This is a genomic window from Streptomyces sp. NBC_01477 (assembly GCF_036227245.1).
In the GTDB taxonomy this organism is placed as follows: domain Bacteria; phylum Actinomycetota; class Actinomycetes; order Streptomycetales; family Streptomycetaceae; genus Actinacidiphila.
Genome location: NZ_CP109445.1, coordinates 3029007 through 3042800 on the forward strand (window position 1 = coordinate 3029007; position 13794 = coordinate 3042800).

The window sequence follows — 13794 nt, forward strand, 5'->3', positions numbered from 1 at the left end:
ACGGCGGGCGACGGTTGCCCGCCGCCGAGCAGTCCGGCCGCACCGTCGCCGCCTATCGGGGGCTGTGCCCCGACTGCTCGTAACGCGACGCCCCTCGCACGGTGGGCGACGGTTGCCCGCCGCCGATACGGGCAGCGGCCCGGCGGACCGCCGCCTCGGGGCGTACACCGCCGATCCAGCGGATCTCCGCCGGCACCTCGCCCGGCGCCCTGGCCGCCAGCGCCTCGAAGACCTCACGGGCCGCGCCCGGGTCGGGGTCCATCGCCAGCGGGCCGAGCAGCCCGACCAGTTCCTCGCGCGGGGCCAGCCGCCCCACCGCCCTGACCGCCGCCCTGCGCACCATCGGGGGTGACAGGCGCCGCTGGTCCAGCAGCCGCATGAGGGCCGGCACATCGGCCGCGTCCCCGCACTCCCCCAGGCCCGCCGCGAGCCCGGCCAGCAGCCGCACCGGCGTCGTCCGGCCCGCCCGGCCCAACTGCCTGCGGTAGACCCCCGACGGCGGCTCACCGCGGCCGTACAGCTGCCAGCGGGCCTGCGCCCGTACCATCCGCGCCCGGTCGGCCAGCGGCGCCACCAGCCGCGTCGCCGGTACGTCGGCGGGCAGCGCCGCGACCGCCAGTTCGCGTACGGCCGCGTCCCTGGCCAGCAGCAGCCGGCCCGCCTGGTCCGGGTCGAGGTCGAGCAGCCGCTGCGCGCACAGGGCGCGGCACACCTGGTCGCGGTCCCGCAGCGCGGTACGCAGCAGGTCGCCGCGCGCGTACTCGCCCAGCTCCAGCGCCAGGGCCACGCCGAAGCGGCGGGCGGCGCGGTCGGCGTCCACCACCAGGACCCGCAGCGCCCTGCGGTGCGGCGGGCGGCACAGCAGTCCGCGGTAGTCCCCCAGCAGCGCGCCGGTACGGCTGCGGCCGGCCAGCCGCAGCAGCACGCGTACGGCCGCGGCGACCTCCTCGGGGGCGCTGCGGGCCAGCAGCGCCGCGGTGGCCCTGGCCCTGACCGGCTCCACCCAGTCGGCGGTGCGCAGCGCGAGCCCGGCCACCGCCGCGGGTCCCCCGCAGCAGGCCAGGCCCTCGACGGCGGACTCCCGTACGTGCCCGTCGGGCGCGAACGACCGCAGCAGCAGCGCCAGTACGTCGGCCCCCACGGCTCGCGGCGCCGGGCCGGTACGGGCCGCGCGGTCCAGGAGCAGCAGCAGCCTCGGCGGGGCCGCGGTCAGCGCGTCCAGCGCCGCCGCGCGCTCGTACGGGGCGCCCTCGGCGGACAGCGCCAGCAGGCGGCCCAGCAGCGCGTCGACGTCCGCGGGCCGCCCGTCGCGGGCCGCGGCCGCGCACCACTCGGCCCAGCGCCCGCTGACCTCGGCTGCCGCCCCGTCCTGCGGGCAGCGTCCCCGCCGCCTGCGCAACAATCCCGCCTCCTGATGCGCCGTCACCTCGTCCTCCTCCCAGCATCCCCCGCCCCCGCACCGGCTCCCACCCGATCCGGCCGGACTTTGCCCGAACAAGAAGAAGGCCCGGAGGCGATTGCCTCCGGGCCTTCCCATTCCGTAGCGGGGACAGGATTTGAACCTGCGACCTCTGGGTTATGAGCCCAGCGAGCTACCGAGCTGCTCCACCCCGCGTCGTTGTGTCTTTACCTTAGCCCAGTGCGTTTGATCAGTGCAAATCCCTTGGGCGGGTGCATGGGGGACCGAGGTCCGCGCCCCTCTCCCCGCGACGCCGCGCGTGCCCGTCCGGGGTGCGAGAACCCACCACGACGGTGGCGCGCCGTCCGCACGGCGGGCCGTCCCCCAAGGGCGCGGGGAACCGCGCGCCCAGCCCCCACCCACCGCCACGTACGAACGCACCGCACCACCCCAAGGGGCGCGAGGAACCGCGCGACCAACCCACCACCCACGCGCGGGTCGTCACCGACCCAAAGGATCTCTTCGGTCCGATCCGGACCACCGGCCGGTGGACGGCTGAGCGCGCAGTTCCCCGCGCCCCTGATGGGCACCCCCCGTGCCGAAGAGGCACCGCCACAACCCCCGCGCCCGGGGGATGCGCCCCCTGCCGAAAGGGAACCGCAGCACCCCCGCCCCCGGGGCAAGCGCGCCCGCCGACGCAGGGGCACCCTCAGGCGCGTGCCGGCGGAGGGGCACCCTCAGCCGCAGCGGCACCCCGGCCCCGCGCCAGCGGGGTGGGCACCCCCGTGCCGAAAGGGAACCCCACAGCCCCCGCCCCCGGGGGATACGCACCCCCCTGGCGCGGGGGAACCGCGAGACCGTGCTCGGGGGGGCCGGCCCGTAGGGCGGGAGGGACAACCAAGAGCTAGGCGGAAAGCTCTTGGTTGACGGCCGCGGTCAGGCGCGCCGCACGCTCGGCCACTTCCGCCGGGCCGCAGGCCACCGCTCGGGCGCACCAGCTGCGCGCGTCGGTGAGGCGGCCGTGCCGGGCGGAAAGCAGCGCCATACGCAGAGCCGCACGCCCGTGCCCCGCCTCGGCGGCGCGGGTCCACCACAGCGCCGCCTCCGGCTCGCTGCCCTCCCGGGCCAGCAGCAGCCCGAGATTGAACGCGCCGTTGCGCGACCCCGCCTCCGCGGCGAGGCGGTACCAGCGCGCGGCCTGCTCGACGTCACCGCGCTGCGCCGCGGTCATGCCGAGCCGTACCTGCGCCCGCCGGTGCCCCTGCCGGGCGGCCCGCTCGTACCACTCCTCCGCCTCGCCGCCGAGCGGCTCGGTGTCGACCTCGGAACCGCCGCCCTCCCGCTCGCGCTCGCGGCGGTCGAGCAGCGCGCCGAGCCGGAAGGCGGCCTCCGGGCTGCCGCCGCCCGCGGCGCACCGCAGGTGCCGCTCGGCCTCGTGGTGGTCGCCGTCGCGCTGGAGCGCGATGGCCACCTGGAGCGCGGCACCGGCGTGCCCGGCCGCGGCGGCACGCTCGTACCAGGCGCGGGCGGCACCGGCGTTGTCGCGCCCGGCGTGCAGGATGCCGAGGTTGAAGGCGGCGTCGATGCTGCCGGACTCCGCGGCCTTGGAGAACCACGGCTCGGCCCCGTCCGCGTCGCCGTGCTGCAGCAGCAGTACGGCGAGCGCGTTGGCGGCCTCGCGGTGCCCGGCGTACGCGGCCTTGCGGTACCACTGCTCGGCCTGCGGCGTACGGCCCTGGCCCGCGCAGAGCAGGCCGAGGTTGTACGCCCCGTTCACGTCCCCCGCGTCGAGGGCGGCGCGATACCACCGCTCGGCGGTCTGCGTCTCGCCCTCCTGGGCGTGCAGCGCGCCCAGCGCGTTGGCCGCGTTGCCGTCGCCGGCCTGCGCGGCCCGCCGCCACCAGGTGGCGGCCTGGTCGAGGTCGCCGGCGTCACGCAGCAGGAAGGCCAGCGCGCAGGCGGCCCGCGCCTCGCCGTCGCGGGCGGCGGTCAGATACCAGTGCCCGGCCTCCTTGGTCTCGCCGCGCTCCTCCAGCAGGGTGCCCAGCCGCAGCGCGGCCCGCCGGTGGCGGCGCGCGGCGGCCTGCCGGAACCACTGCTCGGCCTCGTGGTTCTCGCCGCGCCGCGCGCAGATCCGGGCGAGCCGGTACGCGGCCTCGCGGTGGCCGTGCTCGGCGGCGGCGTGATACCACCGCTCGGCGCCGCCGTCCCGCCGGTGGTCGAGCAGGTCGGCCAGCGCGTAGGCGCCCAGCACATGGCCGGACTCGGCGGCCTGGCGCAGCCAGTATTCGGCGCCGGGCTCGTCACCGCGCTCGCGGTAGTGCCGGCCCAGCGCGTGCGCGGCGGCGGCCGACCCGGCGACCGCGGCGATACGCCACCAGCCGGCCGCGTCGTCGGCGTAACCGCGCTGGTGCAGCAGCAGGCCCAGGTTGTTGGCGGCGGCGCGGTCCCCGTGCTGGACGGCCTCGCGCAGATACGGCTCGGCGCCGTCGAGGTCGCCGCGGCGCAGCAGCAGGGTGCCGAGCGCGCTCATCGCGAACGGGTCGCCGTGCTCGGCGGCCCGCCGGTGCCGGGCCTCGATCTCGGCCTCCTCGCGCAGCGCGAGACTGTCCTCGTCGGGCAGTTCGGCGAGCAGCGCGGGGACGGCGCCGGGAGCCGCCGGCGCGGCAAGGGCGTCGCCCGCCCGGGGCGTCGGCAGCAGCGCGGCCACCTCGCCGGCGACCGGTCCCGGCGCGGGCACGGCGGACAGCGCCGCGTCGCCCGCCGGACCATGACGACCATGGTTCTGACGAACGTTCAGCAGCCCCGCACCATCCCCCATAAGCCCCATCGTTGCACCACCCGCTACCGGCGTACACCTGGTATACCGCAACCCAGTTGGTCTCTACAGCGTTTTGTCGACTTCCCGACAAGAGGGCACGTCAAACGCGGTTGACCCAGGTTCACCCGTACAAGCGAAGAGGCCCGAAGTCGCTTGACTTCGGGCCTACTTCGTGCCGTAGCGGGGACAGGATTTGAACCTGCGACCTCTGGGTTATGAGCCCAGCGAGCTACCGAGCTGCTCCACCCCGCGTCGTTGTGCCCTAACCGTACCACGACGCGGGATGTCACCCGTTCAGCCCTTCTTCGCGGGGGTCTGCGAACCCCCCGGCGTGCTCCCCTGCGTACCGCTGCCGCTCTTCGGCGTACCGCTCCCGTCCGCAGCCGTGCCCGCCTTGCCCGCGGCCTCGGCCCGCTTGAGCGCGTCGCCGAGCCGCTGCTGCGCGTCGCCGTAGGCGTCCCAGTCGTTCTTCTTCATGGCCGCCTGGCCGTCGTCGTACGCCTTCTGCGCGTCGGACAGCGCCTGCTGGAGCGCCGGGTCGCCCGTGGCCGAGGACGTGCCGCCGCCTGGTGGCGCCTTCGGGATCCCGGCGGGCGTACTGGCAGCGGGCGACTTGGTGCCCGACGTACCGCCGGCGGCCGGGCCGAGCAGGTCGTCGAGGGCCTGCGACAGCGTCGGCTCGTAGGTGATGTCACCGCCGTAGAGCACCGCCACGCTGCTCAGCAGCGGATAGTCGATGCCCGTGGTGCGTACGTAGACCGGCTCCACATAGAGCAGCCCGCCGTCCAGTGGCACGGTCAGCAGATTGCCGTACTCGACCGTGGAGTCCGAGCCCGACCGCTTCAGGTCGTTGATCTTGGGCGCCGACTGGCTGTTGGAATTGATCTTCGCCTGCACCAGTTTGGGCCCGTCGACCGTGGGGCTGGTCGGCAGTTGCAGCACTCTGATGGTGCCGTAGTCGTCGCCGGCCGCGTCGGCGTCGACCGCCATGAAGGCGCTGAGATTGTCCCGGCCGCTCGGTGTGAAGGTGGTGGTCAGCGAGAAGGACTTGGCACTCTGGCCGGGCATCCGCAGGCTCATGTAATACGGCGGCACCGCCTTGCCGCTCTTGACCGCCGGGTCGTCGGGCACCGCCCACACCTGGCTGCCGCTGGAGAAATCCGCCGCCTTGGTGACGTGATACGTCGTGAGCATCTCCCGCTGCACCTTGAACAGGTCCTGCGGATAGCGCAGGTGCGCCAGCAGGTCGGCCGGGATGTCCGCCTTGGGCTTCACCGTGTCGGGGAAGGCCTTCATCCAGGTCTTGAGCACCGGGTCCTGGGTGTCCCACTGGTAGAGCGTCACCGTGCCGTCGTAGGCGTCCACGGTGGCCTTGACCGAGTTGCGGATGTAGTTGACCTGGTTCTGCTGGGCGATCACCGAGCGCTGGCTGTCGGTCAGCGAGTCCGCCGTGGTGTCGCCCAGGGTGGTACGCGAGGCGTACGGATAGCTGTTGCTCGTGGTGTAGGCGTCCACCACCCACACCACGTGCTTGCCGACCAGCGCCGGATAGGGGTCGCCGTCGATGGTCAGCCAGGGCGCCACCGCCTCCACCCGCTCCTTGGGGGTGCGGTTGTAGAGGATCTTGGAGTCCTTGCCGATCGCCCCCGAGTAGAGGATCTTCGGCTCGCCGAAGCTGACCGCGTAGGCGGCGCGGGTCAGCGGATTGCCCAGGCCCACGCCGTCCTTCCCTGCGTAGCTGGTCGTCGTCTCGTGGCCCTTGTCCGCGTAGTCCAGCTCGGGCGTCGGGCCGCCGACGATCGAATACTGCTTGGTCTGCTCGCCGAAGTAGATCCGCTGCTCGTAGCCGTCCTTGCCGCCGAGGCCGCCGTCTGCGGGCAGGCCCTGCTCGATGAAGTCGGGGCTGCCGCCGCCGGTCACCTCGGTGCCCTTGGCCGCGACGACGCCGTAGCCGTGGGTGTACTTGAAGTGGTCGTTGATCCAGTTGCTCTTGGGTATGCCGTTGACGTTCAGCTCCCGCAGGCCCACGACGGTGTCCTGCTCCTTGCCGTCGCCCGGGTACCGGTCGACGTCCAGGGTCGAGGGGAACTGGTAGTAGTCGCTGCTCTGCTGGAGCTGCTGGAAGGTGGGCGAGACCACATTCGGGTCCAGTACCCGCAGGCTGGCCGCGGAGTCCGCGTCGGCCCGCAGGGTCGTGGCGCCGGCGGTGGCCGCGGGGCTGCCCGCGGCACTGGCCGCGGATGTGGCGCCGGGCTTGCCCGGGTAGGCCGTCACCTTGGTCTTCGTCAGGCCGTACGCGGCCCTGGTCGCGTCGATGTTCTTCTGGACGTAGGGCGCCTCCTTGGCCGCCTCGTTCGGCAGCACCTGGAATTTCTGCACGATCGCCGGGTACAGGCCGCCGATCAGGATCGCCGAGAGCACCATCAGGCCGAAGCCGATGGTCGGCAGCGACCACGTACGCCGCCACAAGGTGGCGAAGAACAGCAGCGCGCAGATCACCGCGATGAAGAACAGGATCGTCTTGGCGGGCAGATAGGCGTTGGCGTCGACATAGCGCAGCCCGGTCCAGTTGTCGGTGGTCCTGAAGCCGCTGGACCGCACCGCGAGGGAGTAGCGGTCCAGCCAGTAGGCGACGGCCTTGAGCGACACGAACAGGCCGAGCAGCACCGACAGGTGCCCGGTGGCCGCCGAGGTCGCCCTGGCCCCCGGTGAGGTGATCCTCAGCCCGCCGTAGAGGTAGTGCACGACGGCCGCGGCGACCAGCGAGATGATCACCGCCGCGAAGCCGAAGTTCAGCAGGAACCGGTAGAAGGGCAGGTCGAAGGTGTAGAAGGAGACGTCCTTGTGGAACTGCGGGTCCTTGGTGTGGAAGGGCGTGGCATTGCTCATCAGCAGCCACAGCCGCCACTGGGTCGCGGCCGCGCCGCCGGCGATCAGCCCGACGACCGCGCTGATCCCGAGCAGCACCCACGTCTTGTACGGCGCCAGGCCCATCCGGTAGCGGTCCAGATTCTGCTGCTCGCTGGACATCGCGCTGAGCGGCGGACGCAGCCGGTGCGCCAGGTAGATGGTGGAACCGACGCTTCCGGCCATCAGCAGCCCGAAGACGGCGAAGAGCCCGGCCTTCGTCCACGCCATGGTGGAGAAGACCGAGGAGTAGCGCACCGAGCGGTACCAGAGCCAGTCCGTCCAGACGCCGGCGAACATCACGAACCCGATCATCAGCACGGCGAGCACGCCGAGGACGATGAGCAGGGCGATCACCCTGCGGGACGGGCGGCCGGCTCTTCTGCTGGGTTCTGCCGCACCTTCGCCGCGGTCCGGCATCTGGAAAACCAAGGGTGCGCACCTCGAAATGTCGGCGTTTTCTGCGGCGTCCCGGTCGGACTCCCACAGATGCAACTTCGCGACGCTTTGGCCGGTTCCCGATTCCGGCCGGGAAGGGGGGAGGATAGCCGCCATGTCCAACATTGCGACCGATGGAACACCGCTCGCGGCGAGCCCGCTGACCCGCGCCGTACTGGAGATCGACGAATACGCGGCCGGTCTCGGCTGGGACCAGCCCGCACGGCTGTTCGCCCTTGTCGACACCGCTCAGCTGCGCACCCAGGAGCCCGGTCTCGCCGATCAGCTCGGGCTCGCCGATCAGAGCGCGGCGGGCGCGCTCACCCCGATCGAGCAGGAGGAGCTGCCGTCGGGCACCGCGCTCGACGAATTCCTGGCCACCATCGCCTGGCCCGAGGTGATCGCGGGCTGCGCGCTGACCGTGGAGCGGCTGATGCTGCCGCCGTCGGCGGAGGCGGCGATCCCCGACGACCTGGACGACGCCGCGCTGGCGTCCTGGGTGGCCGCGCACCCGGAGCGCCAGGAGGTGCGGATGACGGTCGCGGTGCTGCGGGGCGGCGCCAGGGAGTCGGCGGTGCGGCTGCGGGCGAAGGACACCGCGTCGGAGGTGCTGACCGGTGCGAGCCTGGTGCCGGGGCTCGCGGAGGCGCTGACCGCGACCTTCGAGGCGTAGTTCCGGCGCTGACCGCGCTTCCTGCGCGCGATGCGCCGTGCCAAGTGCCACGGCTTCGCAATGTGCCGCGTCCGCTACGGGCCGCGGCACATTGCGCGCCCCGGGGGCGGCTCAGCTCTTGGTGCAGCTGGGCAGCGCGGCCGTGTCGCCGGACTTGATGTCCTTCAGCGCCGCCATGGCGTCGTCCAGGGTCTTCACCTTGACCAGGGTGAGGCCGTGCGGGACGTCCTTGGCGGCCTCGCCGCAGTTGTCGGCCGGGGTGAGGAAATACTGCGCGCCCTTGTCGCGGGCGCCGATCGTCTTGAGGCTGATGCCGCCGATCGGCCCGACATTCCCGGTGTCGTCTATGGTGCCGGTGCCCGCCACAAATGTGCCGCCGGTCATGTCGCCCGGTGTGAGCTTGTCCACGATGCCGAGCGCGAACATCATGCCGGCACTGGGGCCGCCGACGTCGGCGAGCTTGATGTCGATGCTGAACGGGAAGAGGTGCTCGACACCGGCCTGGATGCCGACCACCGCGCGGCTCGCCCCGGTGTCGTCGGACTTCCTGGTGGTGATGGTCACCTGCCGGCTCGGCAGTCCGTCGGCCGACTTGCCCTTGGCCTCGGCGGCGCCGACGACCGTGAAGACCACCTTCTGGCCCGGCTTGTGCTTGGTGACCAGCTTGGCGACGTCGTCGGGCTGGGTGACCGCGGTGCCGTCCACCGCCTTGATCACGTCACCGGCGTGCAGCAGCCCCTGCGACGCGCCGCCGCTGATCACCGCGCCCACGATCACCCGTCCGGGGACGGGGATCTTCAGCTCTTTGAGCGCGGCGACCTTGGCGCTGTCCTGGGACTGGGTGAATTCCTCGGCATTCTGCTGGTCGGCCTGCTGGGCGGTCTGGCCCTTGGGGTAGAGCGTGTCGTGCTCGACGACCTTGTCGTCGTGCCGCAGCCAGCCGAAGACCGACTCGATCAGGTTCATGTGGTAGTCGGCGCCGGTGACCCGGACCGTCGTCATGTTCAGGTGCCCGTCCGCCGGATACGTCTTCCGGCCCGCGATCTGGATCACCGTGTCGCCGCCGTAGGTGCCGAGCGTGTTCACCGTGGGTCCCGGCGACATCTCCGAATACGGGGACGGCACGAGCAGCGCGACGCTCAGCAGCGCTATCAGCGTCAGTGTCGATGCGAGCAGCGTCGCGGTACGGCTGGGCATGGGACGACATTACGTGACGGGCCGCCGATTCGGCTCCCCGGGTGAGTCCGGACGAGTACGCCGCCGACCTGCGCACACGGCAGGCCCGCACAGCGGCGGCACAGGTGTCACACAGGCTCCGCGTCGGTCGCGTCGGCGTCGCCCGCCTCGCCCTTTCCGAGCCGCAGCGGGGGCAGGTCACCGGGCTGCATGGCCGCGCGGAACCGCTCGTATCCCGCCAGGGACGCCCCGTCCTCGGTGGTGCGGGGGCGCGCCGCCCAGCGCGCCCAGACCACGGCGACGAGGACACCGACAAGGGGGATGAGCAACCAAGCGAGTGCTGCCACAGCGAACTCCCGACCCCACACACCAGCAAAAACGGACCTATGAGCAGATTAACGACTCAAGAGACCAACGCTCCGCCGGGGCGCGGGGTTACGCAACCCGATTCCTCCTGGCAGCCGACCCGGCGGCCGGCTGCCCCGCGAGCGGCACCGCGGCGGGAGCGGGCTCAGCAGCCCACCCACTCCTCGGTGCCGTCGTCGAAGGTCTGGTGCTTCCAGATCGGCACCTCGCTCTTGAGGTCGTCGATCAGCCGGCGGCTCGCCGCGAAGGCCTCACCGCGGTGCGGGCAGGACACCGCCACGATCACCGCGAGGTCGCCGACCCGCAGGTCGCCCACCCGGTGCACGGCAGCCAGCGCGCGCACCGGGAAGTCCGCCGCGACCTTCTCCGCGACCCGGCGCAGCTCCTCCTCGGCCGAGGGGTGCGCCGAGTAGGACAGGCCGGTCACCGCGGCGCCGGACGTCCCGTCGTGGTCGCGTACCGTCCCGACGAAGAGCGTGCTGCCGCCCGCCGCGTCGTCGCCGACCGCCGCGAAGACCTCGTCCAGCGACAGCGGGGTGTCGCGGACGGCCAGCAGGCGGATCGGAGCGGAGCGGTCGGTGGATGCCATACGCACCATGCTGCCCCATCTGCCCGCGATACGGAAAGGCGCTTCCATTCACGCCCGGCCGTCGGATGTCCTACGGCTTACGTGCGCGGGCCGTCAGATGCCACGCCGCTTGCGCGCCCTGCGGACCAGGGCCGCGGTGCCGACCAGGGCGACCGTGGCGCCCGCCGCGCCCAGCGTGGTGGCGTCCTTGCGGCCCAGCCGCCGCCCCGCGAGGGAATTGCGGCCCGCCACTTCCTCCAGCAGCTCGGCCAGCACCTCCTCGTTGGTCCACTGGGGGCGCCAGCCCGCCTCGTGCAGCCGGCTGCCGCTGACCACCCACGGGTGCATCGTGTAGGCGAGGTCGCCGGCGGGCGACGGGGTCAGGCCCAGCCGGTGCAGCCGGGACGCGGCGCCGAAGGCTATGGCCGGCGGCAGCTCCATGCGGCGGATACCGCTCAGCTCCTCGACCTCCTCCTGTTCGAGCCACCCGTCGCAGCCGACCGCCATCTCGCCGTCGACCTTCTCCAGCACGGCATATTCCAGCGCCGACACCAGGTCATCGACATGGCAGAACTGCCAGCAGGGCCGGCTGCCCGCGACCACCAGCAGCCGCGGCGACTCGAAATACCTGGTCAGCGCGGTGTCGGTGCCGCCGACCAGCACGGCGGGCCGCAGTATCGTCACATTGAGCCCCGGGTGCGCACGCGGCGCCCTGCGGCCGAGCCGTTCGATCTCCAGCAGGTCGTCCACGAAGCTGGCCTCCGAGGTGGCGCGCAGCGGAGCGTCCTCGGCCAGCGGCACATCGTTGTCCGCCTGGGCGCCGTAGACCATTGCCGAGGTGCACAGCACCGCCCGGTGCACCCCGGCCGCCGCGGCGGCCGTCAGCACGGTCTGGGTGCCGCGCACGTTGAACGCGGACCGCGCCTTGGCGTCGGACTCCAGATCGAGGTCCACCGCCAGGTGCACCACGACGTCCGCGCCACGCAGTTTCTCGGCGATCACGGGGTCGCGGACGTCGAGCACCCGCCATGTCGCCCCGGGCACGTCCCCGCGCCGCTCGTCGATCGCCACGACCTTCTTGACCTGGTCGGACTCGACCAGGCGGGAGGCCAGCGCCAGGCCGACGCCGGAGGCGGCACCGGTGATCGCGACCACCGGTCCCGCGGCGCTCCTGGCGGCGCTCCGCTCTGGGCGAACGTGTGCTTCTGGGGAACTCACCGGGTGTCTCCCACGGTTGTCTCAGTTGCGTACTCGGCTGTACCTGCTACGACGTACGCAGCCATCCTGCCGGACAGGTGTCTAGGCTTGGAGGTACAGCCCATCACACCCGGCCGACCACGACAGCCCACCACGACACAGATCCGAGGAATCCCGTGAGCGACACTCCATTCGGATTCGGCGTCCCTCCCGAGGAGCCGGAAGACGGCGACGAAGGCAAGCAGCGCAAGGGCGGCAGCGGGAGCGGTCAGCCGGGGAATCCCTTCGGCTTCGGCGGCGGCAGTCCGTTCGGCCCCGGCGGCGGCGACAACCCGTTCGCGGCGATGTTCGGCTCGCTCAATCCCACCGACCTCGGCGCGGCCTTCCAGCAGCTCGGCCAGATGCTCTCCTACGAGGGCGGGCCGGTGAATTGGGACATGGCCAAGGACATCGCCCGGCAGACCGTCGCCCAGGGCACCCCGGACGGCGTCAAGGACGCCACCGTGGGCCGGGCCGACCGCGCCTGGATCGAGGAGGCGGTACGGCTCGCCGACCTGTGGCTGGACGGCGTCACCTCGCTGCCCTCCGGCTCCGGCACCGCGGTGGCGTGGAGCCGCGCGGAGTGGGTCGAGGCGACCCTGCCGGTGTGGAAGGAACTGGTCGACCCGCTCGCCGAGCGGGTGGCCGGCGCCATGGGCGATGTGCTGCCCGAGGAGATGCAGGCCATGACCGGGCCGCTGCTCGGCATGATGCGCTCGATGGGCGGCGCGATGTTCGGCTCCCAGATCGGGCAGGCGCTGGGCACCCTGGCCGGCGAGGTGGTCGGCTCCACCGACGTCGGCCTGCCGCTCGGCCCCGCGGGCAAGGCCGCGCTGCTGCCGGCCAATGTCGCGGCCTTCGGCGCCGGACTCGGCGTGCCGCAGGAGGAGGTGCGGCTCTACCTCGCCCTGCGCGAGGCCGCCCACCAGCGGCTCTTCGCCCACGTGCCGTGGCTGCGCGCGCATCTGTTCGGCGCGGTCGAGGGCTACGCGCGCGGCATCAAGGTGGACACCGCCCGGCTCGAAGAGGCGGTGGGCCAGCTCGACCCGACGCAGCCCGAGCAGCTCCAGGAGGCGCTGCAGCAGGGCATGCTCCAGCCCGAGGACACCCCGGAGCAGAAGGTGGCGCTGGCCCGTCTGGAGACGGCGCTCGCCCTGGTCGAGGGCTGGGTGGACGCGGTCGTGCACGCCGCCGCGGCCCCGCATCTGCCGTCCGCGGGCGCGCTGCGCGAGACGCTGCGCCGCCGCAGGGCGACGGGCGGCCCCGCCGAGCAGACCTTCGCCACCCTGATCGGCCTTGAGCTGCGGCCCAGGCGGCTGCGGGACGCGGCCCGGCTGTGGGCGTCGCTGACCGACGCGCGCGGCGTGGACGGGCGCGACGGCCTGTGGGCGCACCCCGACATGCTGCCGACCGCCGCCGACCTCGACGACCCGGACGGCTTCGTCCACCGCGACTCCCCCGAGTTCGACTTCTCCGAGCTGGACAGGATGCTCGGCGAGGCCGCGGACAAGAGCGCCTCGGGCACGGCCAAGGACGCGGGCACCGATTCCGCCTCCGGCGCCGATCCCGCCTCCGACGCTGACTCCGGCTCCGGCTCCGGCTCCGGCTCCGGCGAGCAGCCCCGCAAGGGCGGCGACGGGGACGCCGGCCAGGACGGCGGCGAGCGCGGCAAGTGAGCGCACTGCACAAGGACGCGGTCGCCGTGCTCGACGGCTGGGACGCGCCGGACCCCGGTCAGGACGCGTTGCGCGAGGACTATCTGGCGTATCTGGCCGCGCACCCGGACGGGCTGTGGAAGCCGTGCGCCACCGGGCACATCACGGCCGGCGCCCTGGTCGTCGACCCGCCGCGCGAGCGCGTCCTGCTGACGCTGCACGCCAAGCTGCGGATGTGGCTGCAGATGGGCGGCCACTGCGAGGCCGAGGACACCACCTTGGCGCGGACCGCGCTGCGCGAGGGCGCCGAGGAGTCCGGCATCGAGGGGCTGCGGCTGCTCGTACCGCGTCCGGTGCAGCTCGACCGGCACCTGACGCCCTGCGCCTGGCATCTGGATGTGCAGTATGCGGCGGTCGCGCCCCCGGGCGCGGTCGAGGCGATCAGTGACGAGTCGCTGGACCTGCGCTGGTTCGGTTACGACGAGGTCGCCGATGTGGCGGACGACTCGGTGAATTCACTGCTGGCCAGGACCCGGGCGCTGCTCTGAGCGGGTC

General features: G+C 73.0%; 10 protein-coding genes and 2 tRNA genes. 3 read left to right on the forward strand and 9 right to left on the reverse strand.

The features are described 5' to 3' along the window. Positions 1 to 52 precede the first annotated feature (52 nt). The 5 genes from OHA86_RS12190 to OHA86_RS12210 form a co-directional block, all read right to left on the reverse strand. Positions 53 to 1426 (reverse strand): hypothetical protein, encoded by a 1374-nt coding sequence (locus tag OHA86_RS12190; RefSeq protein WP_329174937.1) that lies wholly within the window; start codon positions 1424 to 1426, stop codon positions 53 to 55. 115 nt (positions 1427 to 1541) lie between these two features. After that, positions 1542 to 1615, reverse strand: a tRNA-Met gene (locus OHA86_RS12195). 688 nt (positions 1616 to 2303) lie between these two features. After that, positions 2304 to 4229, reverse strand: a complete 1926-nt coding sequence (locus tag OHA86_RS12200) for a tetratricopeptide repeat protein (RefSeq protein WP_329174939.1) — start codon at positions 4227 to 4229, stop codon at positions 2304 to 2306. Between the two features lie 169 nt (positions 4230 to 4398). Then, positions 4399 to 4472 (reverse strand) — tRNA-Met (locus OHA86_RS12205). Positions 4473 to 4514: 42 nt separating this feature from the next. After that, entirely contained in the window at positions 4515 to 7547 is a 3033-nt protein-coding gene (locus OHA86_RS12210) for a UPF0182 family membrane protein (protein ID WP_329182375.1), read from the reverse strand. 133 nt (positions 7548 to 7680) lie between these two features. On the opposite strand from OHA86_RS12210, the gene OHA86_RS12215 reads away from it, so the two are divergent. Further along, positions 7681 to 8238 carry a PPA1309 family protein gene (locus OHA86_RS12215; RefSeq protein ID WP_329174940.1) on the forward strand — a complete coding sequence of 186 codons (558 nt, stop codon included), beginning with the start codon at positions 7681 to 7683 and terminating at the stop codon, positions 8236 to 8238. 111 nt (positions 8239 to 8349) lie between these two features. Here OHA86_RS12215 and OHA86_RS12220 read toward each other — a convergent pair whose 3' ends face one another. The 4 genes from OHA86_RS12220 to OHA86_RS12235 form a co-directional block, all read right to left on the reverse strand. Then, positions 8350 to 9435, reverse strand: a complete 1086-nt coding sequence (locus OHA86_RS12220) for a YlbL family protein (RefSeq protein WP_329174942.1) — start codon at positions 9433 to 9435, stop codon at positions 8350 to 8352. 107 nt (positions 9436 to 9542) lie between these two features. After that, positions 9543 to 9761, reverse strand: coding sequence for a hypothetical protein (locus tag OHA86_RS12225; protein WP_329174944.1), 219 nt, complete (start codon positions 9759 to 9761; stop codon positions 9543 to 9545). Positions 9762 to 9925: 164 nt separating this feature from the next. Then, positions 9926 to 10369, reverse strand: coding sequence for a molybdenum cofactor biosynthesis protein MoaE (locus OHA86_RS12230; RefSeq protein ID WP_329174947.1), 444 nt, complete (start codon positions 10367 to 10369; stop codon positions 9926 to 9928). 93 nt (positions 10370 to 10462) lie between these two features. Continuing rightward, positions 10463 to 11566, reverse strand: a complete 1104-nt coding sequence (locus tag OHA86_RS12235) for an SDR family oxidoreductase (RefSeq protein ID WP_329174949.1) — start codon at positions 11564 to 11566, stop codon at positions 10463 to 10465. Between the two features lie 155 nt (positions 11567 to 11721). Here OHA86_RS12235 and OHA86_RS12240 point away from each other — a divergent pair, with 155 nt between their 5' ends. After that, complete coding sequence (locus OHA86_RS12240; protein ID WP_329174951.1) at positions 11722 to 13260, forward strand: zinc-dependent metalloprotease; 1539 nt, start codon at positions 11722 to 11724, stop codon at positions 13258 to 13260. Then, entirely contained in the window at positions 13257 to 13787 is a 531-nt protein-coding gene (locus OHA86_RS12245; RefSeq protein WP_329174953.1) for an NUDIX hydrolase, read from the forward strand. Before OHA86_RS12240 ends, OHA86_RS12245 begins: the two co-directional genes overlap by 4 nt. Positions 13788 to 13794: the final 7 nt, after the last annotated feature.

Bases quoted from the DNA above. Each gene is read 5' to 3' on its own strand.
- OHA86_RS12200 (WP_329174939.1), bottom strand. From the start codon at position 4,229: ATGGGGCTTATGGGGGATGGTGCGGGGCTGCTGAACGTTCGTCAGAAC.
- OHA86_RS12215 (WP_329174940.1), top strand. From the start codon at position 7,681: ATGTCCAACATTGCGACCGATGGAACACCGCTCGCGGCGAGCCCGCTG.
- OHA86_RS12210 (WP_329182375.1), bottom strand. From the start codon at position 7,547: ATGCCGGACCGCGGCGAAGGTGCGGCAGAACCCAGCAGAAGAGCCGGC.
- OHA86_RS12230 (WP_329174947.1), bottom strand. From the start codon at position 10,369: ATGGCATCCACCGACCGCTCCGCTCCGATCCGCCTGCTGGCCGTCCGC.
- OHA86_RS12220 (WP_329174942.1), bottom strand. From the start codon at position 9,435: ATGCCCAGCCGTACCGCGACGCTGCTCGCATCGACACTGACGCTGATA.